This window comes from Arenibacter certesii DSM 19833 (genome assembly GCF_000429545.1).
Lineage (GTDB): Bacteria > Bacteroidota > Bacteroidia > Flavobacteriales > Flavobacteriaceae > Arenibacter > Arenibacter certesii.
The window spans coordinates 153,429-179,752 of the sequence record NZ_AUCB01000003.1; the positions used below are offsets into that span (position 1 = coordinate 153,429).

Annotated in this window: 25 protein-coding genes; 9 read left to right on the plus strand and 16 right to left on the minus strand. The window is 38.2% G+C overall.

What is annotated here, in order from left to right:
- Positions 1 to 19 precede the first annotated feature (19 nt).
- Positions 20 to 628, plus strand: a complete 609-nt coding sequence (locus G466_RS0100610) for a superoxide dismutase (protein ID WP_026811883.1) — start codon at positions 20 to 22, stop codon at positions 626 to 628.
- A gap of 859 nt (positions 629 to 1,487) precedes the next feature.
- Here the strand turns inward: G466_RS0100610 and G466_RS0100625 are convergent.
- The 4 genes from G466_RS0100625 to purN all read right to left on the minus strand — a co-directional run bounded on the left by G466_RS0100625 (position 1,488) and on the right by purN (position 5,647).
- On the minus strand, positions 1,488 to 3,386 hold the full coding sequence (locus G466_RS0100625) for an amidophosphoribosyltransferase (protein WP_026811885.1): 1,899 nt from the start codon (positions 3,384 to 3,386) through the stop codon (positions 1,488 to 1,490).
- Between the two features lie 44 nt (positions 3,387 to 3,430).
- Positions 3,431 to 4,357 carry a PfkB family carbohydrate kinase gene (locus tag G466_RS0100630; RefSeq protein WP_026811886.1) on the minus strand — a complete coding sequence of 309 codons (927 nt, stop codon included), beginning with the start codon at positions 4,355 to 4,357 and terminating at the stop codon, positions 3,431 to 3,433.
- Between the two features lie 85 nt (positions 4,358 to 4,442).
- On the minus strand, positions 4,443 to 5,078 hold the full coding sequence (locus tag G466_RS0100635) for a ribonuclease H1 domain-containing protein (protein WP_026811887.1): 636 nt from the start codon (positions 5,076 to 5,078) through the stop codon (positions 4,443 to 4,445).
- Entirely contained in the window at positions 5,078 to 5,647 is a 570-nt protein-coding gene (purN, locus tag G466_RS0100640; protein WP_026811888.1) for a phosphoribosylglycinamide formyltransferase, read from the minus strand. Before purN ends, G466_RS0100635 begins: the two co-directional genes overlap by 1 nt.
- A gap of 160 nt (positions 5,648 to 5,807) precedes the next feature.
- Here purN and G466_RS0100645 point away from each other — a divergent pair, with 160 nt between their 5' ends.
- From G466_RS0100645 to pyk, 5 genes are all read left to right on the plus strand, one after another.
- Entirely contained in the window at positions 5,808 to 6,041 is a 234-nt protein-coding gene (locus G466_RS0100645; RefSeq protein WP_008269813.1) for an acyl carrier protein, read from the plus strand.
- A gap of 111 nt (positions 6,042 to 6,152) precedes the next feature.
- Complete coding sequence (gene fabF, locus G466_RS0100650) at positions 6,153 to 7,403, plus strand: beta-ketoacyl-ACP synthase II (protein WP_026811889.1); 1,251 nt, start codon at positions 6,153 to 6,155, stop codon at positions 7,401 to 7,403.
- An 11-nt stretch (positions 7,404 to 7,414) separates the two neighbouring features.
- Positions 7,415 to 8,152 (plus strand): ribonuclease III, encoded by a 738-nt coding sequence (gene rnc, locus G466_RS0100655; protein ID WP_026811890.1) that lies wholly within the window; start codon positions 7,415 to 7,417, stop codon positions 8,150 to 8,152.
- 112 nt (positions 8,153 to 8,264) lie between these two features.
- Positions 8,265 to 8,729, plus strand: a complete 465-nt coding sequence (locus G466_RS0100660) for an IPExxxVDY family protein (RefSeq protein WP_026811891.1) — start codon at positions 8,265 to 8,267, stop codon at positions 8,727 to 8,729.
- A 4-nt stretch (positions 8,730 to 8,733) separates the two neighbouring features.
- Entirely contained in the window at positions 8,734 to 10,182 is a 1,449-nt protein-coding gene (gene pyk / locus G466_RS0100665) for a pyruvate kinase (RefSeq protein ID WP_026811892.1), read from the plus strand.
- A gap of 65 nt (positions 10,183 to 10,247) precedes the next feature.
- Here the strand turns inward: pyk and dinB are convergent, their stop codons facing one another.
- Entirely contained in the window at positions 10,248 to 11,345 is a 1,098-nt protein-coding gene (gene dinB, locus G466_RS0100670) for a DNA polymerase IV (protein WP_026811893.1), read from the minus strand.
- A 74-nt stretch (positions 11,346 to 11,419) separates the two neighbouring features.
- Between dinB and G466_RS0100675 the strand changes: the two genes are divergently transcribed.
- The 3 genes from G466_RS0100675 (at position 11,420) to G466_RS23705 (ending at position 13,092) form a co-directional block, all read left to right on the plus strand.
- On the plus strand, positions 11,420 to 12,088 hold the full coding sequence (locus tag G466_RS0100675) for a Rossmann-fold NAD(P)-binding domain-containing protein (RefSeq protein WP_026811894.1): 669 nt from the start codon (positions 11,420 to 11,422) through the stop codon (positions 12,086 to 12,088).
- Between the two features lie 36 nt (positions 12,089 to 12,124).
- Positions 12,125 to 12,598: a CYTH domain-containing protein gene (locus G466_RS0100680; protein ID WP_026811895.1), complete on the plus strand. Its 474-nt coding sequence runs from the start codon at positions 12,125 to 12,127 to the stop codon at positions 12,596 to 12,598.
- Between the two features lie 260 nt (positions 12,599 to 12,858).
- Positions 12,859 to 13,092 (plus strand): YciI family protein, encoded by a 234-nt coding sequence (locus G466_RS23705; protein ID WP_157373778.1) that lies wholly within the window; start codon positions 12,859 to 12,861, stop codon positions 13,090 to 13,092.
- Positions 13,093 to 13,097: 5 nt separating this feature from the next.
- Here the strand turns inward: G466_RS23705 and trhA are convergent, their stop codons facing one another.
- The 11 genes from trhA to G466_RS0100740 all read right to left on the minus strand — a co-directional run bounded on the left by trhA (position 13,098) and on the right by G466_RS0100740 (position 26,283).
- Positions 13,098 to 13,736: a PAQR family membrane homeostasis protein TrhA gene (gene trhA / locus G466_RS0100690; protein ID WP_026811896.1), complete on the minus strand. Its 639-nt coding sequence runs from the start codon at positions 13,734 to 13,736 to the stop codon at positions 13,098 to 13,100.
- 215 nt (positions 13,737 to 13,951) lie between these two features.
- Complete coding sequence (locus G466_RS0100695; protein ID WP_051315473.1) at positions 13,952 to 14,866, minus strand: mechanosensitive ion channel family protein; 915 nt, start codon at positions 14,864 to 14,866, stop codon at positions 13,952 to 13,954.
- Between the two features lie 40 nt (positions 14,867 to 14,906).
- Positions 14,907 to 16,307, minus strand: a complete 1,401-nt coding sequence (locus tag G466_RS0100700; RefSeq protein ID WP_026811898.1) for an efflux transporter outer membrane subunit — start codon at positions 16,305 to 16,307, stop codon at positions 14,907 to 14,909.
- Positions 16,308 to 16,321: 14 nt separating this feature from the next.
- Positions 16,322 to 19,459: an efflux RND transporter permease subunit gene (locus tag G466_RS0100705; RefSeq protein WP_026811899.1), complete on the minus strand. Its 3,138-nt coding sequence runs from the start codon at positions 19,457 to 19,459 to the stop codon at positions 16,322 to 16,324.
- Between the two features lie 6 nt (positions 19,460 to 19,465).
- Complete coding sequence (locus G466_RS0100710) at positions 19,466 to 20,575, minus strand: efflux RND transporter periplasmic adaptor subunit (protein ID WP_026811900.1); 1,110 nt, start codon at positions 20,573 to 20,575, stop codon at positions 19,466 to 19,468.
- Positions 20,572 to 21,075, minus strand: coding sequence for a GbsR/MarR family transcriptional regulator (locus G466_RS0100715; protein ID WP_026811901.1), 504 nt, complete (start codon positions 21,073 to 21,075; stop codon positions 20,572 to 20,574). Before G466_RS0100715 ends, G466_RS0100710 begins: the two co-directional genes overlap by 4 nt.
- A 116-nt stretch (positions 21,076 to 21,191) precedes the next feature.
- Positions 21,192 to 21,587 (minus strand): hypothetical protein, encoded by a 396-nt coding sequence (locus tag G466_RS0100720; protein WP_026811902.1) that lies wholly within the window; start codon positions 21,585 to 21,587, stop codon positions 21,192 to 21,194.
- A gap of 47 nt (positions 21,588 to 21,634) precedes the next feature.
- Entirely contained in the window at positions 21,635 to 22,654 is a 1,020-nt protein-coding gene (gene pheS / locus G466_RS0100725) for a phenylalanine--tRNA ligase subunit alpha (protein ID WP_026811903.1), read from the minus strand.
- Positions 22,655 to 22,894: 240 nt separating this feature from the next.
- Entirely contained in the window at positions 22,895 to 23,524 is a 630-nt protein-coding gene (locus tag G466_RS0100730) for a carbonic anhydrase (protein ID WP_026811904.1), read from the minus strand.
- Between the two features lie 245 nt (positions 23,525 to 23,769).
- The gene (locus tag G466_RS0100735; RefSeq protein WP_026811905.1) at positions 23,770 to 24,528 is read right to left on the minus strand and encodes a tetratricopeptide repeat protein; all 759 of its coding nucleotides are present in this window, start codon (positions 24,526 to 24,528) and stop codon (positions 23,770 to 23,772) included.
- Positions 24,529 to 24,531: 3 nt separating this feature from the next.
- Positions 24,532 to 26,283: a BatD family protein gene (locus G466_RS0100740; RefSeq protein ID WP_051315474.1), complete on the minus strand. Its 1,752-nt coding sequence runs from the start codon at positions 26,281 to 26,283 to the stop codon at positions 24,532 to 24,534.
- Positions 26,284 to 26,324: the final 41 nt, after the last annotated feature.

The window sequence follows — 26,324 nt, forward strand, 5'->3', positions numbered from 1 at the left end:
ACTTAAAAACATAAATATTATGGCTTTTGAATTACCAAAATTACCTTATGCGTACGACGCGCTGGAACCACATATTGATGCTAGAACGATGGAAATTCATCACACAAAGCATCACAATGGTTATACTACCAATTTAAACAATGCTATTGAGGGGACCGATATGGCTAATAAGTCAATTGAAGACTTGTTAAAAAATATGGATATGTCCAATGCTGCGGTTAGAAATAATGGGGGAGGTTTTTATAACCATTCCTTGTTTTGGGAGATCATGTCGCCAGAAGGCGGTGGCGAGCCAACCGGTGATCTGGCAGATGCCATAAAATCTAGTTTTGGCTCTTTTGAGTCCTTTAAGGATGCTTTTGCAAAAGCGGCAGGAACAAGATTTGGTTCTGGATGGGCTTGGCTATGTGTTCACAAAGGTGGTAAATTGGAAATTTGTTCTACCCCTAACCAAGATAACCCCCTTATGCCAGATACAGGCTGTGGAGGCTTCCCAATCTTAGGCTTGGACGTATGGGAGCATGCTTATTATCTAAATTACCAAAATAGAAGGCCAGATTATATCAATGCCTTTTTTAATGTGGTGAACTGGGAAAAAGTTGCTGCCTCTTACGGAGAAAATAAGTAATTAGTGTTATAGTCCAACGTTAACGCGTATTGTTAACGAATGGTGAATTTTAATGTCCCGTCTTAATATTATATTAGGACGGGACATTTTTTTATAGACGGTAGAAAACAGAAAAGGGCGGGGAAACCCCACCCTTTTCATCCCAAATCTTACCATAAACTTAACCTACTTATGCTATGGCGGGACTAAAATACTGGTATTGTGAGATATAAAAAAGTTTTTTTGGGAGTTTTTCAGGTATATCTATTGTAAAAACAGAGGATTTATTGCACAGCTTGCATTATTTTTTGTTAAAATGCTGATTTTCAATAATTAAGATTAAAGAGGTTGTAATTGTGTTTTTGCAAACTAGGATAAGGAAAGATGGATATGCTTTTTAATCACAAAAGATTATGGGGTGTAAATTACAGGGAAAAAACCGTAGGATGTAAGAAGTCCTATGAGCTCCTAAATCTTGTTGAAAATAAAAAGGCAGAGCATGATGCTCTGCCTTTTTCCCCAAATCTTACCATGAACTTAACCTACTTATGCTATGGTACATCAAACATAAGGCTATAGTTGATAGGGAGAAAAGGTTTTGGTTGAATGTCGCTTTAATAGGTTGAAATGCATTTTTATAGTTAAAGCGTTATAAATAAACGTTGAAGAAAATTGGAAGAAAAGATGCGCGATTATTGACAATAAAAAAGGCGGGGATTTCCCCGCCTTTTTTGCCCCAAATCTTACCATGAACTTAAACCTACTTATGCTATGGTGATACTAAAGTAGTAGTGCTCAGTACGATTGTAATTATAATTGCGTTGAAAAGTGTTAATTATCGATGAAATGCACTTTCTTGTTAATTTATGATAAGTAAATGTTAATATGCTCTTTCATTCTTGCCTTCATAAAAGTTTATAAATGCCCTATTTACTACCCTGTTGCCTCCTGGGGTGGGGTAATCTCCTGTAAAATACCAATCACCTAAATTTTTTGGACACGCTTGATGAAGATTATCAATGGTCTGGTAGATGATTTGTACTTCGGCATTAATATCGGAAGGACTCAATAATTTACCAATTTTATCCGAGATTTCCTCATCTGTAAATGGCGTATAGAAATCCTTAACATAGTTCACCACCTCGGTATCCTTATTGTTTACTTGTTGTAGGCATTTCTGATATATATCTTCTACCAAATGCATGGTGTTTCTTTCTTCATGCAAGGTTAAAGCAGCTTTAAATGCAATGAAATCTTCTAGTTTGGCCATGTCTATTCCGTAGCAATCGGGGTAGCGGATCTGCGGTGCAGAGGAAACTACTATAATTTTCTTGGGGGATAAACGGTCCAATATACCGAGGATGCTCTTTTTAAGGGTGGTTCCCCTCACAATACTATCGTCAATAATTACAAGATTGTCGCCCTTTTTTACAGAACCGTAGGAGATGTCATAAACGTGAGCAACTAAGTCGTCCCTACTACTGTCCTGAGTAATAAACGTTCTTAATTTTGCGTCTTTAATGGCTACCTTTTCTATTCTTGGACGTACTTCTAAAATAGAATGCAATTCTTCTGCAGTTATTCTTCTGCCTATAGAAAGAATCTGCTCTTCCTTCTTTTTGTTCATGTAATTCTGCGCTGCGATTACCATCCCAAAGAATGATGTTTCGGCAGTATTTGGAATATAGGAGAATACGGTGTTGCGTATATCCTCTTCTATGGATTTTAAGATCAAAGGGAAAAGTAGTTTTCCCAACTCTTTCCTTTCTTGGTATATTTCCTTATCGCTTCCTCTTGAAAAATAAATACGCTCAAAAGAACATGCTTTTCTTTCTGTGGGTTCTAGAATTTTTTTGATTTTGACGGTGCCATTTTTTTTGATGATAATGGCATGACCCGGGTCTAATTCTTTAACATCCTCGAAGCTTACGTTAAAAACGGTCTGAATAGCGGGTCTCTCTGAAGCTACAACCGCAATTTCGTCGTCCATATAATAATAGGCGGGTCTTATCCCTGCAGGGTCTCTAAGCACAAAAGAATCTCCGTGGCCTAATAATCCGGCCATGGTAAATCCGCCGTCAAAATTTTTGCCAGCTCTTTTTAGGATTTTTGCAACATTTAATCTTTCGGCTATAAGTGGAGAAGCTTCCCTTTTATTATATCCTTCTTTTTTTACCTCTTTATATAGCTTTGCTACCGCATCATCCAAAAAGTGACCTATTTTTTCCATAACGGTTACGGTGTCGGCCTTTTCTTTAGGATGTTGGCCAATTTGGATCAAGTTGTCAAAAAGCTCATTAACATTGGTCATGTTAAAGTTTCCTGCAACAATAAGATTGCGGTGCATCCAGTTGTTTTGTCTTAAAAAAGGATGTACGTTTTCTATACTATTTTTTCCGAAGGTTCCATAGCGTACATGGCCTAAAAGCACTTCCCCTATATAAGGAATATGTCTTTTTTGTTTGGCTACATCATCCACATATTCTGGATGCTCTTTAAAGCTAGTGTTTATGCGTTCGTTGATCTGGGAAAAAATATCCTGAATAGGTTGCTTATCTATGGATCTAACTCGGCTCATATATCTTTCGCCAACTTCCATATCTAGCTTTATACTGGCAAAACCAGCCCCGTCCTGACCGCGGTTATGCTGTTTTTCCATCATCAAGTACATTTTGTTCACCCCGTAAAATGCGGTGCCGTACTTTTCTTTATAATACTCTAATGGCTTTAGCAACCTTATTAGGGAAACTCCACATTCGTGTTTAATGGCGTCGCTCATCTTTATCTAGAATTAAAAATGCCTTGAAAGTTCAAGGCATATAATTATTGTAATTCAATATCAAATTGGGTTAATTCCCTAAATTGGATCAACCTATTGTTTACTTCTTTTTTGTTTAAATCCGTCATTCGTTCAGTTCCAAATTTTTCTACGCAAAACGAGGCAAGGTTAGAACCGTGAATTACCGCACGTTTAAGATTGCTAAAACTAGCATTCTTGGATTCTGTTAAATAGCCTGTAAATCCACCAGCAAAAGTATCTCCTGCCCCAGTAGGATCAAATACCTCTTTTAAAGGAAGTGCAGGAGCAAAGAACACTTTGGATTTGTGGAACAGCAAGGCGCCGTGTTCCCCTTTTTTTATCACAACGAATTTGGGGCCCATTTGCTGAATTTTTTCAGCGGCTTTTACCAATGAGTATTCATTGGTAAGCTGTCTCGCCTCTTCATCGTTTATGGTAATAACATCTATATGCTTTATTACTTCCATTAATTCTTCTAATGCATTGTCCATCCAAAAGTTCATAGTATCCAATACTATCAGCTTTGGTCGTTCTTGCATTTGATTAATTACACTCATTTGAGTGCTAGGATGCAAATTTCCCAACATTACTACATCGGCGTCCTTAAAATTTTCGGGAACTATGGGTTCAAAATCTGCGAGTACGTTTAATTCAGTAGATAAAGTATCCCTGGAATTTAAATCATTGTGATATTTGCCGCTCCAAAAAAAAGTTTTGCCACCTTTTATCACTTGTAAGCCAGTGAGGTCTATGTTCTTTCTGGTAAGCAAATCTAGATATTCTTGAGGAAAATCTTCACCAACTACGGAAACTATGGCCGATTCTAAATTAAACTGGGACGCTGCTAGGCCTATGAAGGTTGCTGCTCCGCCGAGAATTTTGTCTGTTTTCCCAAAAGGGGTTTCAATAGCATCAAAGGCTACAGTGCCTACAATTAAAAGTTTACCCATTAAGTCTTAAAATTTGTGCAAAGATAGGGTATTGAAATGCTAATCCCATGGCTATAGAATTCAAATTTCAAAAATTACTGTTAATTTATTTCCGGCCGAAATCTGCTGGAATTTCGCCCCAGGCCTTGGTTTCCCATTTTACAATAACTGTATTGTAAGAATTGGTTTTCAGCCAATTTTCTGCACGTTTAATGAGGTCAAATACGTCTTTATTTTTAATGGACTCCTTTAGTTTTGAATTGCATTTTTTCTTGCGTACCCAGCTCATTGCCGTTTTGGAATCTGTGTAGATTATTCTGTTGCTATTATGTTGTTTTAAAAATGCCAATCCGTGTACCAGTGCTAGAAATTCCCCAATATTGTTTGTGCCCTGTTTAAAGGGGCCTTGTTTAAAGAGTTCTTTTTTGGTCTTGGTGTCTACCCCTCGATATTCCATAATGCCTGGGTTACCGCTAGATGCGGCGTCTACAGATATGGAATTGTAATTAGGGCTTCCTATCTTCAATAGTTGTTCCTTAGATAATGATGTGGTTTTGGTTTTTTTGCCTTTATGATCCTCATAATTCCCGTTGAAAGCTTTTTTGGCCTCTTCAAAAGTAGGGAACGATTTGTATTGTGCACCTTTGTAATTGGCAATGGCTGCCTTGCATTCTTTCCAGCTTTGATAAATTCCCGGCTTATGGCCTTTCCAAACGGTATAGAATTTTTCGTTTTTGGCCATTATTGTCCCATTACTACTTTATGAATCACCTTTGGGAAATGTTCATATTCCAATTGGTGTACTTTTTCAGCTATAGATTGTGGGGTGTCTGCAACTTCTATAGTTACTTTCACTTGCTTAATAATAGCGCCTTCATCATAATTTTCATTAACAAAATGAATTGTAATGCCTGTTTCGGATTCATTATTTTCTTTTACGGAATTATGCACATGCATTCCATACATTCCTTTTCCTCCATATTTTGGGAGTAGGGCGGGGTGAATGTTTATAATTTTATTTGGGAAATGTTGAATAAGATTTCCTGGAATTTTCCATAAAAACCCGGCAAGTACAATTAAATCGGGTTTAAAGGATTTAAGAATTTCCAATACACAGTCTGATTGGTAAAAGGAATACTTGTTAAAGTACAATGCGTTAACGTTTAGTCTGTTGCACCGTTCAAAGACGTTGGCGTCCTTATTGTTTGAAAGTACGCATTTAACGCTAACTTCGGTGCTATCTTGAAAATAATTGATTATATTTTCAACATTGGAACCAGAACCGGATGCGAATAGTACAATTCTTTTCATGGGATGTTTTGGGGTTGTAATAGGAAATAATTTTAGGCTAAAATAGCACTCTTGTATTTAAATTTATTAATTTAGGTCACATTTTAACCACAAATGGTGTTATTAATCTAAAGTTTTTTATTTTTGCCAATCAATTTAAATTTTTAAAAACGATATTATTATGTCAGACATTGCATCAAGAGTAAAAGCTATCATCGTAGATAAGTTAGGTGTTGACGAGAACGAAGTGGTAACCGAAGCTAGCTTTACCAACGACTTAGGCGCGGATTCATTGGATACTGTTGAGTTGATAATGGAATTCGAAAAGGAATTTGACATCCAGATTCCAGACGATCAAGCGGAAAACATTGCTACAGTTGGTCAAGCTATAAGTTATATAGAAGAAGCCAAGTAATTTTATGATTTCTTGAACAAGTTTCAAAATTATCCATGTGGTAACGACGCTGCATGGATAATTTTTTTTAATTTACGCATTACTTATTAGGTTAAACAAAAATTTGTTTCAATGCAATTAAAGCGAGTTGTGGTTACTGGTCTTGGTGCTTTAACGCCCATAGGCAATAATATTGAGGAATATTGGGAAGGTTTAAAGAGCGGCAAAAGCGGCTCTGCACCTGTTACCTATTACGATACAGAAAAATTTAAAGTAAAATTTGCCTGTGAGTTAAAGGGCTATAATTCTGAAGATTATTTTGATAGAAAAGAAGGTCGAAAACTAGATAGGTTTGCGCAATATGCTCTTATAGCCTCTGATGAGGCCATTAAAGATTCCGGTCTAGATTTAGATAAAATAGATAAATTTAGAACTGGAGTAATTTGGGGAGCAGGAATTGGTGGCTTAGAAACTTTTCAAAATGAAGTTTTAAATTTCGCTGCAGGTGATGGAACACCAAGGTTCAATCCTTTCTTTATTCCAAAAATGATTGCAGATATTGCACCAGGAAATATTTCCATTAAATATGGATTTATGGGGCCTAACTATACTACGGTCTCTGCATGTGCCTCTGCTGCCAACGCTATTATAGATGCTTTAAACACCATTCGTTTAGGTTATTGTGATGTAGTGGTGACGGGGGGTAGTGAAGCTGCTGTGACCATTGCAGGAATGGGTGGTTTTGGAGCTATGCACGCACTTTCGACTAGAAACGATGAGCCAGAAACAGCTTCTAGACCATTTGATGCTACAAGGGACGGTTTTGTTTTAGGTGAAGGAGCTGGTGCCTTAATATTGGAAGAATATGAGCATGCCAAAGCAAGGGGTGCCAAAATATATGCCGAAGTTGCTGGTGGTGGATTGTCTAGTGATGCATATCACATGACCGCACCGCATCCTGAGGGAACCGGAGTGGTTCGCGTAATGGAGAACTGCCTAAAAGATGCCGGAATGAAGCCGGAGGATGTAGATGCTATTAATACTCATGGTACGTCTACCCCTTTGGGAGATGTAGCGGAATTAAAAGCTATCTCAAAGGTTTTTGGAAAGCATGCTCCTAACATAAATATTAATTCTACAAAATCCATGACTGGGCATTTATTGGGTGCAGCAGGTGCAGTTGAAGCCATTGCCTCTATATTGGCCATGGAGCATAGTTTGGTGCCGCCAACAATAAATCATACCACGGTAGATGAGAATATAGATCCAACACTGAATCTAACGCTGAACAAAGCGCAAAAACGAGAAGTGAACGTTGCTTTAAGCAATACTTTTGGTTTTGGTGGTCATAATGCTTGCATTATTTTCAAAAAAATTAGTTAAGTCATCAGGTTATGAGCTTTCCTTCCAATTTATTTTATTCCCATTCCAAAAAGGATGGGGATTTTTTTTTGGGGATGAGAAAAATACTGGGGTTTAAGCCAAAGAATCTAGAGATATTTCAAAAAGCCTTTGTTCATCGTTCTGCAAATAGGAAAGATAAGGATGGTAATCCCATTAACTATGAACGCTTAGAGTTTTTGGGTGATGCCATGTTAGGAACTATTATTTCTAAACATTTGTACTTAAAAGTGCCCGATGGAGATGAGGGGTATCTCACTAAAATGAGATCTAAAATTGTAAGTAGGGAGCATCTCAATGAATTGGGTAAAGATTTGCGTCTAATTGATTACGTGGAAAGTAAAATTCCGAAATCCCGTTTCGGAGACAATATTCATGGTAATGTTTTTGAAGCTTTGGTTGGAGCAATTTACTTGGATAGGGGATATAAATATTGTGAAAAATTTATTTCCGAAATGGTGATTGCCCCTTATGTAGATATTGAGCAGTTGGAAGGAAAAGTTATTAGTTACAAAAGTTTGGTTATCGAGTGGTGCCAGAAGCAAAAAAAATCCTTTAACTTTGATGTATATGAGGATACAGGCAATGATGCTGTTAAGCACTTTGCAGTAAAACTCACCATAGATAATAAAATTGTGGCAAAGGCTAGAGCTACTTCTAAGAAAAAGGCAGAGGAGAGAGCGTCAAAACGAGCCTACTTTGCTTTACAGGACAAAATGAAGAAATCTTAACGTAAAATATAGTGAACTCCAACGTTTTCGTATTGCCTAGATGTTTTTATAGGTATCATAGACTAGGCTTGTTTCTATATTAACCCTATATTTACGACTTTTCACGGAAAGTATGGCGGCGATATACAAAATTTCGGAAGATAGCTATGATGAGCATTTTACCTTAATCGCTTTACACTCTAGTAGAGAGGATCATTCACTTGTGTACGCACTAAATTCTTACTTGAAAATAAAATTAAAAAGAGCTGTAAAGGATCTGGAAATATCTCCCAATGGATCGTTTCCCTTTTTTGACTGGAGGGATGAAATTCACGATCGCTATTATACCCTTATAAGTAATAATAGCGTAGCAAAGGAGGAATTAAATGTAGGTAACCTATTCCAAGACCTTCCCTCATTTACTGCCTATAGTCTAATTCCCGAATATAAGGAAGTAGATTATTTTTTAAAGGTAGAACATGATGAACTGGACGTGGAGGAGAAAATCCTTAAGTCCGTTCTTTCCATCCCAAAGGTAATAACTGCCTATAGTGTGGATGCAAACAAACTTAAATCAAGAAATAATTTAATATATTAATAGAATGCCAGCATTAAAAAAGACAAAAATAGTAGCCACCTTAGGGCCAGCTACTAGTAAGAAGAGTGTTCTAAGGGACATGATAGGAGCAGGAGTGGATGTCTTTAGGATAAATTTTTCACATGCCGACTACGAAGATGTTAAGGAGCGCATAATAATGATCCGCGAATTAAACGAAGAGTTGGGAACCAATACTTCTATACTTGCAGATTTGCAAGGCCCAAAGCTTAGGGTAGGGGTAATGGCAAAGGAAGTAATCGTTTCCGCAGGAGATGAGATTACCTTTGTTACCGGAGAACCTTTTGAAGGTGATTCCGAGCGAGTTTATATGAACTATTCTCAATTTCCAAGGGACGTAAATGAGGGCGAACGCATTCTTTTGGATGATGGAAAGTTAATGTTCCAAGTAATCTCCACTAATAAAAAAGATGAGGTTAGAGCTAAGGTTATTCAGGGTGGACCTCTTAAATCCAAAAAAGGGGTAAACTTACCTAATACCAATATATCCCTACCAGCGCTTACAAAAAAGGATATCAAGGACGCTATTTTTGCAATTTCCCAGAATGTAGATTGGATTGCTCTATCCTTTGTTAGGTTTAGTCAGGATTTAATTGATCTACAGAATATTATAAAGGAGCATTCCGAACATAAGATTCCAATTATCGCCAAAATAGAAAAGCCCGAAGCAGTAGAGAACATCGATAAGATTGTTGCCTATTGTGATGGCTTAATGGTTGCCCGTGGAGATTTGGGTGTAGAAGTTCCTGCCCAAGAAGTACCTCTTATTCAAAAGCAGTTGGTATTACGTGCTAAAAAGGCAAGGATTCCTGTAATCATCGCCACGCAGATGATGGAAACCATGATAACTAGCCTTACGCCTACCAGGGCAGAGGTGAATGATGTGGCCAACTCTGTTATGGACGGTGCAGATGCAGTGATGCTATCTGGCGAGACTTCTGTAGGGAATTACCCAGTACAGGTTATTGAAAGAATGGCAAGCATTCTAATGAGTGTGGAGAATTCAGATCTTATTAAAGTGCCACATGAACATCCACACATCAGAACCAATAGGTATATTACCAAATCTATCTGTTTTCATGCGGCCAATATGGCAAATGAAATAAAGGCCAAGGCTATTTCAACCTTGACTAATAGTGGCTATACCGCTTTTCAGATTTCAGCTTGGAGACCTAAGGCACATATTTTGGTATTTACCTCTAATAAAAGAATCCTTACGCAACTTAACCTGTTATGGGGAGTGAGGGCGTTTTATTATGATAAATTTGTGTCCACGGACCAGACTATAGAGGATGTAAATAAAATTGCTTTCGAAAAAGGATTTTTGGAAGTGGGGGATATGTTGGTCAGTTTAGCAGCCATGCCTATTAAGGCGAAAGGAATGGTAAATACGCTAAGGGTATCTGAAATGGGAATTGATAATCTTAAAGCTTAACCAGCTTAAATTTTTATAGCAAAACCTGTTGGATTTTAATAATCTAACAGGTTTTTTTATTTCGTTTATAAATCGAATTTCAGTTGTATGGAAAGCGATTTTTCGGTTGCTGGGGTGCTTTTCTCCGTGTTTAGGTTAGATAAGGAGATTCCTAACAGGCGAACAGAATTTTCCATTTTTTCTTGATAGAGCAATTCCTTTGCTAATTCCAAGATCACATTTTTATCTGCAATAAAATAAGGTACGGTCTTACTTCTTGTTTGTAGGGTGAAATCGCTATATTTTATTTTTAGGGTGATAGTCTTTCCAGCGATATGAGACTTTTTAAGTCTCCGCTCCAACTCGTTGGCAATGTGTTTTAAGCGCTCTAGCATAAATACCTCACTGCTTAGGTTTTCACTAAAGGTACGTTCTGCACCTACCGATTTTGGAATCCTATTTGGTTTTACCGGACTTAGGTGTATACCCCTTACCACATGATAATAATATTCGCCACTCTTTCCAAAATGGGCGCTTAGGAATTCCAAAGTCTTTTGCTTTAAATCCAGCCCAGTGAATATTCCCAGTTGGTACATTTTATCTGCGGTAACCTTACCTACTCCGTGGAATTTACGGATTTCTAAGTTTTCCAAAAATGGAATTACTTCTTCAGGGTTTACAGTTTTTTGACCGTTGGGTTTGTTATAGTCACTGGCTACTTTCGCAATAAACTTATTTATTGAAATCCCTGCCGATGCTGTTAGGCCTACTTCTTCATAAATTCTTTTTCTTATTTCCGCAGCAATTAAAGAAGCAGAGGGATTTCCCTTTTTGTTGATGGTAACATCCAAATAGGCCTCATCTAAGGAAAGTGGTTCAACCAAATCTGTATACTCAAAAAATATGTTGCGAATTAGCAGGGATATTTCTTTGTACCGGTCAAATCTAGGCGGCACAAAAATAAGGTCTGGGCAATTTCTTTTGGCCATGTAGCCGCTCATTGCGCTACGTACCCCATATTTTCTGGCTTCATAGCTAGCTGCAGCCACAACTCCCCTTTTTTCAGCCCCACCAACAGCAATGGGCTTCCCTTTTAGAGTGGAATCATCCATTTGTTCTACAGAAGCATAAAACGCATCCATATCCACATGGATTATTTTTCGTAGCGGAAAATCCAATTTCATACTGTAAATTTATAACAACTATAGGGGAGTACATATAATTATTGATTAAACTCGCACCTTAAGAATTTTGGTCTATGAACGAACAATTAAAAACCGCGATTATATTAGGAGCTACTGGTTTAACTGGAGGTATCTTATTAAGAACACTATTGGAAGATGATCGCTATGGTAAGATCAAATTGTTTTCCAGATCTACCATCGGATTTTCTCATCAAAAATTGGAAGAGTACCTTGGTGATCTGCGCAATCTTGAACAGTTTAAAATGGATTTTAATGCCGATGAGGTATTTTGTTGTATTGGAACCACAAAAGCCAAAACGCCGGATTCCGAAAAGTATCGCGAAATAGATGTTGGTATCCCAGTTTCAGCAGGGAAGCTTTGCAAGTTAAACAATATTAACACTTATATTGTAATTTCTGCCTTGGGTGCCAATCCTAAGAGTAGGGCTAGTTATAACCGGTTAAAAGGGGAGATGGAGAATGCTGTTTTGGCATTAGGTATACCTAAAACTCATTTTTTGCGTCCTTCTTTGATTGCGGGTAAGAGAGCGGAACAAAGATTGGGAGAAGGTTTGGCAAATCAATTTATGAAGGTATTGAATTTTGTGTTCGTTGGACCATTGGACAAATATAAGTCTATTAAACCAGAGACAATTGCTTCTGCTATGGTCTGGCTTGCCAATAAACAGTACAATGAAGTTTATATCGAATCAGACCAGATAAGAAAGCTTGCAGCTGAATAAAGAGTAGTAGAGAAGATCAATTCAATAATAAATAGTGTGATAGAAATAGAGCGTAAGTTTTTAGTGAATTCCGAAGCGTTTAAGGAGGTTTCGGTAAGTGCTTATAGAATTGTTCAGGGTTTCCTTAATACAGATCCCTTACGTACGGTAAGGGTGCGAATTAAAGACGATGCGGGATTCCTTACTGTTAAGGGAAAGGGAAATGATTTGGGGACAACCCGTTTTGAGTGGGAAACGGTTATTCCGGTTGAGGATGCCGAATCCTTAATGGAATTGGCAGAACCCGGCGTTATAGAAAAAGTTAGATATGAAGTGCCAGTGGGAGAGCATTTATTTGAAGTAGACGAATTCTTTGGTGAGAACAGGGGGCTAATAGTAGCCGAAATAGAACTGAATTCAGAAGACGAGCCTTTTAAAACTCCTTCATGGTTAGGTAAAGAGGTAACGGGAATAAATAAATATTATAACTCCCAATTGAGTAAACAACCCTTTAAAACATGGAAATCGTGAAATAATTGAGTTATATATTTCCTTTTGGTTTAGTATTTTCATGTATGAAAACTTTAGAAAATAGTATGAAGGGAAATAATGTAATAGAAGGGAAGAAAATTTCTATTGTGCATACAAAGCAAGAATTGGAAGAGCAGGGCTTCTAAATATTGGATTATGTAGATAAAGATACTAAGGATACCATATTGATGTAATAATATTTTATGGTCTTCTTAAAATGAGGAGAAAACACGTATCTGTGTAAGACAGAGTTAGACACTATGCAAGTTTTGCATTTAGCGCATCTAGAAAGAAGGTATCTATTGGGTTATGCAGATATATCAGGTCCTTTTGGGGATGATGGAGAAATAAGGAGAATTACCATTTATAATGTGCCAACTCAGAAAATGGCGGTTAGTCTTGCCAATTTAGACCCAATGATTGCTGCCGGGAGGCTTACTATAGAAACTCAGCCTTGGTGGGCTGCAAAAAAAATTTCCTTTGAGGTTGCCTAAGTTTATTACACCGCTAATAGAATGGCTACATAATGGCAAATAGCAGCGGCCAGTACAAAAAAATGCCACACAGCATGGTTGTAGGGGTATCTTCTCCATAGGTAAAAGATTACCCCCAATAAGTAAAGTCCACCTCCAATAAGAATCATGGTCATTATAGCGGAGGGAATAGTTTCAAAAAAAGTACGACCGCCTACGAGCATAATACAGCCCATTGCAATGTAAATGAGTGTTGAAATAATGTTCCACTTACCGGTAAAAAAGATCTTAAAAATAATTCCAAAAGCCGTTAGGCTCCACAACACACTCAATAATGAAATGCCAAAAGCATTATTCATATAAATTAATAAGAAAGGGGTATAAGTGCCGGATATTAGGAAATAGATGCTAATGTGATCTAGAATTTGAAATATGGGTTTTACTTGGGCGTGTTGAAAGCCGTGATAGAGTGTAGAAAAAGTAAAAAGTTGTAGAAAGCAAAATCCATATATTGCTGCGCCAATAACGCCGGGTGTATTATTGCTTTTTATGGCAAAGGCAATTAGAATAGGAATACTCACGATCCCAAAAATAATTCCAAAGCCATGGATGATGCTATTTACCAGTTCTAGTTGAATTTTGGTTGTGGAATGTTGTGCCTGCATACTGCTGGATTGAAGCTTACTATTAGCAATTGAAAACTTTTACTAAAGTACCAAAATGGATTCAGTTTGTTGTGCCTTTTGAAGCACTGAATATTATTTGCTTTATATTTAGACGGGATGGAAGAGCAAGATTTATTCCCTAAAAATATGACACTATTATTCAAAGAAATATTCTAAATAGTGTGGCAGTAATAAAAATAATAATAATATAAAAGTTATCGCAAAGCACCTTCTGGGAATTTAACCTTATCTGGAGCTTCGTTCAACAAGGGCAGAGCATATTTTAAAATACGGTTTCTACGAGCAGTAGTATCTTTAGGTTCAACAGGATAAGCTACTACTCCCTCTATCCAAGCGTACTTGCTTATCCTAAAATGGACTGCGGCATCCCATTTTACATATTTTTGATTTGCTAGCTGCGGATAACTTTCCTTAAAATCTCTAATAGCTGCCTGCAATAAACATTCTTCCACAAACTTTAGATCACTGGTATAGGCCACTTGAATTGCAATTTCATTCCAAATGAAAGGAGCTTCGGGTCCAGTATAATTAATTATTTCCTCTCTCAGTATAAGGCTATTGGGAAATCTAATTACTCTTCCGCTTTTGCGATCGTTGCCCAGATAATCTCCGCTACATTCCATAATGGAGGTGTCTAAATAACTTATTTCTACCACATCACCACGGAAGTCTTTTATTTGAATACGATCTCCTACTAGATAGGATCTACGAAAAATTAAATAAATCCACGCGATAAAAGAGGTAATGGGGGCTTGCAAGGCAAAACCTATAACTAAGGATATTAATCCAAAACTGACGACTGCCGCGTATAGGTTTTGAAATAGAAAGGAAGCCACCACTATAAGGCTGAATACCATCGCTAAGAAGCGGACAATTCTCAAGAGGTTATACCTATCCCCTTCAGAATTTGTTTGGGTGTCTATAATCTTAGCAATAATTTTGCTTATCAGATAGATTATGGCAATTAAAAATAAGCTTATAGTTAGTTTTTTTGCGAAAGGAAGGTACTGATCCCATGGATCAAATACGCTTAAGTCTAATAAATAATGTATGGCAATTAGCAACAATGCCATCACTCCATACATCGTAATCCCACCTTTAGTTTTCATAGAGTTTTGATGCTATATAACCTACATACATCTAACTATTTTATTGCCATCCCCCGCCAAGTGCCTCATAAAGTGTGACTATGGCGTTTAATTGACCAAATTGGGAGTCAATAAGATTTAATTGGGAATTAAGTACATTTTGTCTGGCAGTCAGTACCTCTAAATAATTGGCTAAGCCGTTATTTAGCAATTCTTCAGAATAGGTCTCGGCCAGCATATTGGATGCGAGTTCCATTTTTCGCACTTCAATTTTTTTGCTTTCTGCCTCATATTCATAGAGGGCGTCCGACACTTCCTTTCCCGCCATCAACAATGTCTTTTTGTAGCGTAGTAAAGCTTGCTCTTGTTGCGCTTGTGAAACTTCATGTTGCGTCCTTATTCTTCTTCCGTTTAATATGGGCTGGGCTAAGGACCCTGCTAAATTTGAGAATAGGGAGCTGGCGCTGAATAAATTATCCAACTCCAAACTTTGAAAACCTCCAGCAGCGGTAAGTCGCAAAGAAGGGTAAAAATGGCTTCTAGCCACATTGGTAAGCTCAAATGCATTGATTAATCCGTACTCCGCTTGTAAAACATCGGGTCTGTTCACCAATAAATCTGCAGGTACACCAGTGGTCAGTTCAGTTTGTACTTCTTGGTCTTCCAATGCACCTCTTAACACACCTCGTACCGATTCGCCCATTAGGATAGAAAAAGTGTTCTCTAATAGTTTAATATTCTTTTCAATGTCTACCAAAATAATTTCTGTGGAATACAATTGCGCTTCGGTTTGTTTTACCGCTACCTCTGTAACTTGGCCTGCGTCTTTTAAAGCTTGAGTGGTGTTTAAGCTACTTTTTCTGGCTTCTATGGTTTCCTTAATAATATCTTTCTGCTTATCAAGGGCTAAAAGTCTATAGTAAGTACTGCTTATGGCAGCAATGAGGTTTGTTTTCACCGCTTGGTGCGCGGCCACGGATTGTAGGTAGGTGGCTTGGGATGCTCTGTCTGTACTTCTAATTTTCCCCCATATATCTGCCTCCCAAGATAGGGAACCTGATAGTTCAAATTGTTCAGAGGCAGATCCGCTATTCATTCCCATTGCACCGTTTTCTGAAAAGGTAGATCGGCCATAACTTGCCATAGCATCCAAAGTAGGGTAATAGCCAGCTTTTCCTTGCCTTAAATAGGCCTGTGCAGCATTAATGTTTTCTAATGCAACCCTTATATCCAGGTTATTGTCTAGTCCTCTTTGGATATAATCCGTTAAAATAGGATCTGTAAACAGTTGCGTCCAAGACAATTCGGCTATAGAAAGACTATCTGTTTTAATATTGTCTGTACGGTAGAGGGCATCGCTTTCTATTGCAGGTCTAACATATTCCTTGGCAGAAAAACAGGATTGCATCAATACCGGAATTATAGTTAATAGAAAGAGTCTGTACAAAGTGTTATTTCGCATAATATATAAAACTATTATTCTTCAATGGTTTCTACTGTGGGTACCCCGGTAACTTTCTCTTGCAACCATTGAAAGAGAATAAATAGAACTGGGATAATAAAAATTCCTATAACCGTACCTACTAACATTCCTCCAACAGCTCCGGTTCCAATGGCATTGTTCCCCGCAGCTCCTACGCCTTTTGCTACTACTAATGGCATTAATCCTAGGATAAAAGCAAAGGAGGTCATTAAAATAGGTCTTAATCGGGCTCTTGCACCGTCTATGGCAGCTTCGGTAATAGATAGACCATGCTGTCTTCGCTGTATGGCAAATTCTACAATTAGAATAGCATTTTTAGCTAACAGACCAATAAGCATAATCAAAGCTATCTGGAAATAAATATTATTTTCCAAGCCTAAAAATTTAGTGGATAAATAGGCGCCCGCTACCCCAATTGGCAGAGAGAGCAATACTGCAAACGGTAATAAATAGCTTTCGTACTGTGCGGATAAAAAGAAGTAAACAAATATGATACTCAGTAAAAATATGACCCCAGACTGTCCTCCGGAAGAAATTTCCTCTCTAGTTATCCCAGAAAAGGCAATCTCATAGTTCCGTGGTAAATTCTGTTGTGCAACCTCTGTTACCGCATCAATAGCATCTCCAGAACTAAAGCCTGGACCCGCTGATCCGTTTATTGTTACCGAATTAAATAGGTTAAATCTATTTACCGTTTGGGGTCCGTAAACCCGACTTAACGTTACAAACTGCGATACAGGGGCCATTTCCCCTTCGTTATTTCTAACATACATGCTGTGCAAGCTGTTTTCGTCCTTTCGGTCTTCTGGTTTAGCCTGTACCATTACTCTAAACTGTTTTCCGAAGCGACTGAAATCTGCGGTGTATAAGCCGCCAATATACCCTTGTAGTGTCCTTAGGATGCTACTGATCTCTACTCCCGCTTCCTTGGCTTTTGGAATATCGATATCCATTTGTAACTGTGGAAAATTGGTGCTAAACGAATTGGAAGCATAGCCAATTTCGGGTCTTTGTGTAAGTGCTGCGGCAAATCCGTTCGCTATGGTGTCTAACGCCTTTAGGCTCCCTGCAGCACGGTCTAAAATCTGAACCTCAAATCCATCTGAAGCCCCAAACCCTGGGATACTTGGAGGTGCGAAGAATATTATATTCGCATCTGTAATATGCCCAGTTTTAGCAAATAATTGCTGAATAATGGATTCTGAAGAAGTTTCATCAGTTGTTCGCTTATCAAAATCTTCTAACAGGATAAAGCCCATTCCATAGGAGCTGCCTGCTCCGGAAAAGAAATTTCGACCCCCTTGTAAAGATGCAGATCTTACTCCTTCGATAGATTCAATAGCTTTATAAATGTCTTCGGTAATACTGAAGGTACGGTCCAAAGAGGAACCTTGGGGAAGTTCCATGTTCATAAAAATTACGCCCCTATCCTCAGAAGGAACAAAACCTGTTGGGGTAGTGCTATTGGCCCACCATATGCCAAATACGGAGACTAAAAGAATGATTACGGTTACCCAACTATTCTTTACTAAGAACCTTAGGGACTTAACATACTTGTGAGTGGTTGCTTCAAAACCTGCGTTGAAAGCGGTATAGAACCTTGTTACAATAGTTTTCTTCTTTTCACCTTCCTTCTTAGGCGGTTTAAGGAAAATAGCACATAATGCCGGACTTAATGTTAACGCGTTAACAGCAGAAATTAAGATAGCAATCAAGAGAGTCACCCCAAATTGTTCATAAAATACCCCAGATGGACCTTGAATAAAGGTAATAGGGATAAAAACCGCTGCCATTACCAAAGTAATAGAAACAATGGCGCCACTAATTTCATTCATAGCACTCAAAGAGGCCTTTTTTGCTGAAGTGTACCCATCCTCTAGTTTGGCATGTACCGCTTCTACCACTACAATAGCATCATCTACTACAATACCGATGGCCAAAAGAAGTGCGAAAAGAGTTAAAAGGTTTAAGGAGTAGCCCAGGAGATTAAGGAAGAAAAAGGTTCCTATAATAGAAACTGGTACTGCTATTGCTGGAATTAAAGTTGATTTAAAATCTTGAAGGAATAAGAAAACCACTAAGAAAACCAATAAAAAGGCCTCTATTAGCGTCACTTGCACCTTGGTCATAGATGCCGTTAGGAATTTATTGGTGTCGAAGTTTACAACATAGTCTACCCCTGAAGGGAATCCTTCTTTTAACTCATCCATTTTCTCATAGATTTGCTCTATGATCTGCTGTGCATTAGATCCTGGAGTTTGGAAAATTCCAAAACCTACTCCGGGATAGCCTCTTGCGCGACCAATGGAAGTATAGGAAAATGCATCTAACTCTACTTTGGCTACATCACTTAGTTTTAGAAACTGACCATTACCCAAAGATTTAATAATTATATTCTGATACTCTTCAGCGGTCTTATACCTTCCTTTGTATTTAATAACATACTCAAACGCTTCCCCGGAGTTTTGCCCAAGGGATCCGGCAGCAGCTTCCATACTTTGCTCTCCAATGGCTTGGGTGACATCGGTCACGGTTAAATTATACGCGGTTAGCTTTACGGGATCTAACCATACGCGCATGGCGTAATCCTTGCCCCCAAAAACATTTACATCACCCACCCCTTTAATACGTTGCAATTCTGGTTTGACGTTAATGTTGAGATAGTTCTGTATAAAGGTCTCATCATAATCGGGATTGGTAGAATATAGGGACGCGTACATTAGCGCCGAGCTTTGTCGTTTTTGGGTTATTACTCCAGATCGGATAACCTCTGCAGGTAACAGTGCATTGGCACGAGCTACTCGGTTTTGTACGTTTACAGCAGCAATATCAGGATCTACGCCTTGTTCAAAATATACCGTAATACTCGCACTACCTGTGTTACTTGCTGTGGAGGTAATATAGGTCATGTCCTCTACCCCGTTGATCTGTTCCTCTATAGGAACAATGACACTCTCTAAGATGGTTTCCGCATTTGCTCCTGGGTAACTGGCAGATACTTGTACAGTAGGTGGTGCAATATCCGGGTATTGGGTCACTGGTAAAGTGAGTAATCCCAAACCACCTAATAATAATAGGATTATAGATATAACGGTGGAAAGTACAGGCCTTTCTATGAATGTTTTTAGCATGCTGACTTATTTAAAAACAGGATTGAAAGAATATATAATGCTGTCCAAACTGGTGGGTTGTGGTATAATTTTTTGCCCTGGCCTAACTTTGCCAAGTCCGTTTGCCAATATCTGCACTCCCTCTTCCAGTCCTTCTATGGCCGATATACCATTTACTGCAGCCGTAAGGGTGATAGACTTTGGTACTAAGGAATCGCCTTGTACTAGGTATACAAATTTTTTCCCTTGTTGTTCATAGGTTGATAAGGTAGGGATCACTAAAACATCGTTCAATTTGTTAGGTAGAATAATGCTACCGCTACTACCGTTTCTTAATAGCCCTTGTGGATTGGGGAAAGTTGCTCTAAATGTTACTGTTCCGGTATTAGTGTTGATCTCACCACTAATAGTCTCTATTTTTCCTTTATGTTCATATATAGAGCCATCTGCAAGAATTAATTGCACGTCCGACATGTTTTTCGCTTTCTCTTCCATAGTATTTCCTTCAACGTCTCTTAGAAAGCTAATAAGGTCTTTTTCGTTCATGGAGAAAAATGCATAAACCCGTTCTATACTAGAAACGGTGGTCAATGGCACAGCATCTTGGGCACTCACCAGATTTCCTTTTCTAAATGGTATTGAACCCACAACTCCATCTACTGGACTTTTTATTTGGGCATAACCAATATTGGCGGCTATACTTTGATAATTACTTTTGGCCTGTTCTAGGTTGGCCTTAGCGGTTTCTAGTTGGACACTGCTAATAATATTTTTTTCTACCAAAGGACGTAATTTATTCAACTCTACCTGAGCAGAATTTATTCTTGCCTTTGCGGCACCAGCATCCTGAGTTAGGGATTGGGTTTCCAAAGTAAACATTAACTGCCCCTTTTTTACCTCCTGTCCTTCGTCTACTAAAACCTCCTGAATATAACCAGCAACCTTGGCGCGAACCTTACTATTTACCATCCCCTCTATACTGGCTGGATATTTGGTGAAATTGTCTACCGATCTTCTTTCTACCTTTATGGTAGGGTAAGGGGCAGCAGAGGCAGCCTGTATAGGTTGTTCCTTTTCTCCACAACCAATAAATAAGGTAATGCTAAGGATTATGGGTGCAATTAATAATTTTTTCATTTGGAATTGGAGTTAACGGTAATTTTTAAATTTTCTTTGAGTTGGTTCAAATTTTCAATAAAATATTCAGCAAGCTTTGCATACGTTTTAGTATAGTGTAGGCCCGGCATATCCTCCTGGGAGTTGGAGTTAATTTTAAGCAGGTTTTTTTTAAATTTATAAACCTTTAGATGCATCTCTTTCTCTGTCTCCCATTGCTCAATTTTCTTGTCTAATTGTTCGAAAATATCATTGGGAGATATTTTAAAATAGCGTTTACGGTCCCCAGGTTTAGTAAAGTAGATAATTCGCCCAGTGGCTTGTAACAGTTGTAAGTTAGTAGAGATAGAACTTTTACTGGCAAAAAGGCCCTCAACAAAGTCATCAAAAGAAATGCCTTCTTGATCGGTAAGAATCAACATAGCGAAGATTCTGGCAGCTAGGGGAGGTAATATTTTGTTGTTTTCAAAATATACGCCAAGCTCCTCAATTAATTGATTTTTCTCTAGGTCGGTTGCCAAACTTGTAAATTCAAAAGTAATTTTACAAACTTAGCATTGGTTCTGAATAAAGAGAACCGCTAAAGCGTTAATTATTAGTTAAAAATGAGGAAGCGTCTCAGGCAAGGTCTTGGAAATTATTTTGCCAGTACGCCATCAACTTCCATTACGGGCAAAGAGGTGAAATTATTTTCTTTTATCGTGTTCTTCTCAAAAACAAACCTTTTTTCGTAAAGTTTATTGTCCGCGAAATAGGTGACAAAAAATTCGTTGTTAAAGGCGAGTATCCCTTCTTGCAACATCTCTATTTTTTTAATCGCTTTAGCAGGGATATCTCCTAAACCATGTCTCATTGTGGAGGTTTTATGATCTCCTTCATAACCTGTAGATACTGCGATTACGGCTTCAATTGAGGTCTCTCGATCGTTTATAATGTATGCATTCCAGTTTTTTACCAAGAATTCTTCATTCCACTCATGTACTACTGCTACGTATACCTTTTTAGAAACTGGAATTTCTATGTCCTTTTTCACTATTAAATGCGTTTTAAATTAGATGATCTCTACGTGAGTCCTTAAAATTAAAGGGCGCTTTTAAATTGCTCCAAAAATCGCAAGTCGTTCTCACTCAATAATCGAATGTCCGAAATTTGGTGCAATAAGAGGGCAATACGGTCTATTCCCATGCCAAAGGCAAATCCGGAGAACTCATTGGCATCTATTCCACAATTAGTAAGGACATTTGGATCTACCATACCACATCCCATAATCTCTAACCAACCTGTACCTTTGGTCATCCTATAATCTGCTTCTGTTTCCAAGCCCCAATAAACATCTACTTCAGCGCTGGGTTCCGTGAAAGGAAAATAGGAGGGACGAAGTCGGATTTCAGATTTTCCAAAGAGTTCCGTGGTAAAGAATTGTAGGGTCTGCTTTAAATCAGCAAAAGAGACGTCCTTGTCTATGTAAAGACCTTCTATCTGATGGAAGAAACAGTGAGATCTTGCCGATATGGCCTCATTTCTATATACTCTACCTGGAGAGATGGTCCTTATTGGAGGTTTGTTGTTCTCCATGTACCTCACCTGTACCGAAGAGGTATGGGTGCGCAACAAAATATCTGGAGCGGTCTGTATAAAAAAGGTGTCCTGCATATCCCTTGCCGGGTGGTATTCCGGAAGGTTCAATGCTGTAAAGTTGTGCCAGTCGTCTTCTATTTCTGGTCCTTCGGAAACATTAAACCCAATTCTGGAAAATATATCAATTATCTGATTTTTAACGATGGAAATGGGGTGTCTAGAGCCTAAATTAAGTGGTTCTCCGGGACGAGTAAGATCGCCATAAACCCCATGGGCTAGCTTTTCATCCTCTAAAGCTTGCTTTAAAGTGGTTACCTTTTCAGTAACTACCGCCTTAAGTTGATTCACAATCTGTCCAAACTCCTTTTTCTGGTCGTTAGGAACATTTTTAAAATCTGAGAAAAAATGATTGAACAGTCCCTTTTTTCCTAAGTATTTTATTCTAAACGACTCAATGGCATCCTTATCGGAGGAAGTGAATTTTTCTACTTCCGAAATATGTTCCTTTATCTGATTTATCATGGCAATGGTATGGCTTGGATTCTCCTCAAAAATTGAACCGCAAATTTAAAACTTTTATACCAAGCCACGAATAGATTTTATCTAAATATATTCTCCGAGGAACCTCGGGGAACATTAAGCACCTATTTAAATAGAAGTACCCAATAGAAATTGGTGGATTAGTTTGACTTTATTTATGGCTAGAGTAGTTTATGCTTTGAAGGGTAAGTCCTTATAATGCCCTTTTTATCAAGTCGATTATTAATCTAGTCGATAGATTTCCATAATGTTATTTAGAATACCCTTAAAATCTATCTTTAAGTCTATCAGTTTCCCCGTTTTTATATCAAAAACCCAACCGTGTACAATTAGATTACGATCTCTATAGGCCCTTTGTACCGCTGCAGTCTTAATAAGGTTAATACATTGCTCCTGTACATTTAACTCCACTAAACGATTGTATTTATCCTCTTCGTTTTCAATAGCGTTCAATTCATTTCTGTGTTGCCTATAAACATCCCTAATATTTCTTAGCCATGGGTTTAGAATACCAAGGTCTGCTGACTGCATAGCCGCTTTAACGCCCCCACAGGCATAATGGCCACAAACAACAATATTGTTGACCTTAAGGTGGTCTACTGCATAGTTTACCACGGACATAACATTGAGGTCTATACTGATTACCATATTGGCAATATTTCTGTGTACAAAGACTTCGCCAGGTCCCAAGCCCATCAATTCCTCGGTAGTCACCCTACTGTCCGAACATCCTATATAAAGAATATCAGGTTTTTGACCTCTTTCCAAATCATTAAAGAATTCTGGGTTGCCTTCCAGTTTATCCTTAATCCATTGTTCGTTGTTTTTGAAGACTTTATCTAGGCTATCCATCTGTTGCTTTTAATACGGAGGTAAAATACCAACTGCGACTAATCGCCAATTGAAAATAGGTATAATCCGATTGCGATTTCTGGATCGCAAGATAATTATAAAATAATAGGGAAATCTACCTTTGTATCCAATTTTCGGTAAAATTTTAATCCATTCGTATTAAAATTTAGATCCATAAGATTAAAAAATCAGTGGTGAATATGGTGATATAAATGCTTAATACGGCTTTTAAGTTTGGATAAGCACTAGAAATCCTTTAGTTCCCTGATCTCTGTGGATAAGACCCAGCCTGTTTTACCGTCTGCTATTTCAATTTTTTTCCATCCGTCTAATTGATCAACTACTTCCACCTTTGTCCCAGCATGTAAATTAAATATTGCCTGACTCCTGTTATTGGGTTCAGATTTAATTGGCGCTTGTTCCACATATATTATGGCAGGTTTTTCAGAATTAAACCTTTTGTACTGAACATAGGCTAGCGTAGCTGCAATGAGGGTGAAAATAAGAAATATAAGGCTACTGATAAATGCGATTCGCTTTTGGGTAGCAAATCTAAAATAATAAAAAGCAATATAAAGACCTACAAATAAGAACATAAACGCAATGCTCAAATATGCCCATTGATCAAAGGTCAGGTAGCCTGTAACTTTATGGTAGAATTTAGCCACCGTTGTTTGGGGTAGAGGTTCAATGGCATCCAAGGTCATGTTTCTGGCAAAAGACAAGTTATTTAAAACGTCTTGGTCCGATGGATTTAACAACAAGGCTTTTTCGTAATAATAAATACTTGGAGCAATATCGTTAAGTTTATAATAGGTGTTGCCCAAATTAAAGTACAAGGCTGCAGAATGCTCTCCGTTTTCTAGAATCTTTAAGTAGTTTTCCCTTGCATCTTCATATTCCCCAGCATTATAAAAAGTGGTGGCCTTTTCAAATAGTTGTTGGTTTTGGGAGTGTCCCAAAACGCCAATTATCAAGAAAAGAACTGCTAATACACGTACCATGACTTAAATTTGTTTGTCTAATTGTGAAATTACCTCACTGGCTTTATCGTAATCTTGTTGCATCTGCACCTCGGAAAAAGGACTGTATCTGGCCATTTCACAATTTTCTAACAGCCCAATAAAGCCGTCATTTGTATGATCATCAACATTTTTTTCTTTTAGTAGCATGGCAATTTTATCCTTGCTAAACTCCGAAGTTTCTATCTTCAGTTTTGCTTTTAGATAATTATGCAGTGCTTTTTCCAAGGCTACGTAAAAAGAATCTTTGGAACCGAGGGCTTTCCTAGAAGCTGAAAGATATTTTCTCGCCAATCTATTGGCTCTTTTTATCCTATTACCTTCTACATCGCTTGCTATAGCTTCACGTTTTTTACCAAAAACAATTGCCAAAGGTATTAGTAGTAAGGGTAGGAGCCACCACAAATAAAATGCCGTAGAACCAAAAAAGTAGTTAGTGCTTATAGCAGTTAAGTTGGAGTTTAATTTGTTAAAAACAAATTGGTCCGCAGTTGCTACAACAAGCTGTTTACTGCTGTCACTACTGGTAGCGCTAGGTCCTATAGCACTTAACGCGCCACTGGTAGGTCCCTCCAAGACATTGATCATAGCCTCTTTGGAATTTAGGGTGTGGTATTTTTCCGTTTTTGGATTAAAATAACTGAATGTTAAGCTGGGGATTGGATATTTCCCCCTATATGTGGGCACTACGGTATAACTGTTTTCTACCTTTCCCTCCATTCCTGAAAGAGTGGTCCGTACGCTTTCTTTATACTCAGGATCATAGACCTCTAAGGAGCTGGGAAGATGAAGTTTTGGAATTTCAAATAATTTTAAATTTCCTTTTCCGTTGATGCTTACTACTGCTTGTAGCGATTCGGAAGCGTTTAAATGGGTTTTACTCGGGGTTACAAAAAAGTCAAACTCCCCTACAGCACCACTAAAGCCTGCTGGCTTGCCTTCTGTAGGAAGGGCTTTTACACGGAGGGTCCTTTTACCTGCGGAAACCGTTTTGTTGGCCGGTGCCATAACTCTCCCCCCAAAAAAATCGCGTTTATTAGTAGGTATTTGAAGGCTTACGTCCAAAGAAAGGGGCTCTAGTTCTAATTCGCCTGTTCTTTGGGGATATAGTACGACTCTCTTTAAAATTACGGACCTATACGGTTTACCATTGTAGGTGGTGTTCTCAATGGTATATTTAGTAACAGGAATGTCTTGACTCCAAAAGTTGTTGTACTTTGGATTGTCTAATGCCCTAAAATTGGTTACGTCTATATTTGGGCTAGCATAAAGTTTGTACACCACAGAAACAGCTTCATTTAAGTAGGGGCTGCTCTTAGAAACTTCTGCCACCAAATGCAGACTTTCATCCGCAACATCATCCACCGTTTTTTCACCATCAGGTCGGTCTACTGCTGCTGTTACCTCTACTTCCTGTGGTAAGGATTTATAAGTGGTTCCCTTTATATCGATGGTAGCCTGATTAATAGTGAATTTCCCCCTTGCTGTGGGTGCCAGGGTATAACTATAGGTCTTGGAGAAGCTCCTTACTCCATTCACCCAAGACGAGCTTATAGACTGCGAAGGTCCCATAAGAATCCTAAATCCGTTAAAATCTGGTGGATTAAAATTATCCCCATCCCTGTTCATAGTAAAATCTACCCGTATCCTTTCGTTAATACCTAGCTTGTCCTTGCTGAGTACCATTTCAAAAGTCACAGATTCATCATCGTTCTGGGCATTAAGTGTAATGGCCATGAACAATAGAACTATAAATGTTATGTATCTTTTTAAATGCA

What these genes read in the sequence shown, in the direction of transcription:
- G466_RS0100710 (WP_026811900.1), bottom strand. Translation starts at nt 20,575, where the DNA reads ATGAAAAAATTATTAATTGCACCCATAATCCTTAGCATTACCTTATTT.
- G466_RS0100660 (WP_026811891.1), top strand. Translation starts at nt 8,265, where the DNA reads ATGGCGGCGATATACAAAATTTCGGAAGATAGCTATGATGAGCATTTT.
- G466_RS0100645 (WP_008269813.1), top strand. Translation starts at nt 5,808, where the DNA reads ATGTCAGACATTGCATCAAGAGTAAAAGCTATCATCGTAGATAAGTTA.
- G466_RS0100610 (WP_026811883.1), top strand. Translation starts at nt 20, where the DNA reads ATGGCTTTTGAATTACCAAAATTACCTTATGCGTACGACGCGCTGGAA.
- dinB (WP_026811893.1), bottom strand. Translation starts at nt 11,345, where the DNA reads ATGAAATTGGATTTTCCGCTACGAAAAATAATCCATGTGGATATGGAT.
- G466_RS23705 (WP_157373778.1), top strand. Translation starts at nt 12,859, where the DNA reads ATGCAAGTTTTGCATTTAGCGCATCTAGAAAGAAGGTATCTATTGGGT.
- G466_RS0100730 (WP_026811904.1), bottom strand. Translation starts at nt 23,524, where the DNA reads ATGGATAGCCTAGATAAAGTCTTCAAAAACAACGAACAATGGATTAAG.
- G466_RS0100735 (WP_026811905.1), bottom strand. Translation starts at nt 24,528, where the DNA reads ATGGTACGTGTATTAGCAGTTCTTTTCTTGATAATTGGCGTTTTGGGA.
- G466_RS0100635 (WP_026811887.1), bottom strand. Translation starts at nt 5,078, where the DNA reads ATGGCCAAAAACGAAAAATTCTATACCGTTTGGAAAGGCCATAAGCCG.
- G466_RS0100700 (WP_026811898.1), bottom strand. Translation starts at nt 16,307, where the DNA reads ATGCGAAATAACACTTTGTACAGACTCTTTCTATTAACTATAATTCCG.
- G466_RS0100625 (WP_026811885.1), bottom strand. Translation starts at nt 3,386, where the DNA reads ATGAGCGACGCCATTAAACACGAATGTGGAGTTTCCCTAATAAGGTTG.
- G466_RS0100695 (WP_051315473.1), bottom strand. Translation starts at nt 14,866, where the DNA reads ATGAAAACTAAAGGTGGGATTACGATGTATGGAGTGATGGCATTGTTG.
- fabF (WP_026811889.1), top strand. Translation starts at nt 6,153, where the DNA reads ATGCAATTAAAGCGAGTTGTGGTTACTGGTCTTGGTGCTTTAACGCCC.
- G466_RS0100705 (WP_026811899.1), bottom strand. Translation starts at nt 19,459, where the DNA reads ATGCTAAAAACATTCATAGAAAGGCCTGTACTTTCCACCGTTATATCT.
- pheS (WP_026811903.1), bottom strand. Translation starts at nt 22,654, where the DNA reads ATGATAAATCAGATAAAGGAACATATTTCGGAAGTAGAAAAATTCACT.
- rnc (WP_026811890.1), top strand. Translation starts at nt 7,415, where the DNA reads ATGAGCTTTCCTTCCAATTTATTTTATTCCCATTCCAAAAAGGATGGG.
- pyk (WP_026811892.1), top strand. Translation starts at nt 8,734, where the DNA reads ATGCCAGCATTAAAAAAGACAAAAATAGTAGCCACCTTAGGGCCAGCT.
- purN (WP_026811888.1), bottom strand. Translation starts at nt 5,647, where the DNA reads ATGAAAAGAATTGTACTATTCGCATCCGGTTCTGGTTCCAATGTTGAA.
- G466_RS0100740 (WP_051315474.1), bottom strand. Translation starts at nt 26,283, where the DNA reads ATGGCCATTACACTTAATGCCCAGAACGATGATGAATCTGTGACTTTT.
- trhA (WP_026811896.1), bottom strand. Translation starts at nt 13,736, where the DNA reads ATGCAGGCACAACATTCCACAACCAAAATTCAACTAGAACTGGTAAAT.
- G466_RS0100630 (WP_026811886.1), bottom strand. Translation starts at nt 4,357, where the DNA reads ATGGGTAAACTTTTAATTGTAGGCACTGTAGCCTTTGATGCTATTGAA.
- G466_RS0100675 (WP_026811894.1), top strand. Translation starts at nt 11,420, where the DNA reads ATGAACGAACAATTAAAAACCGCGATTATATTAGGAGCTACTGGTTTA.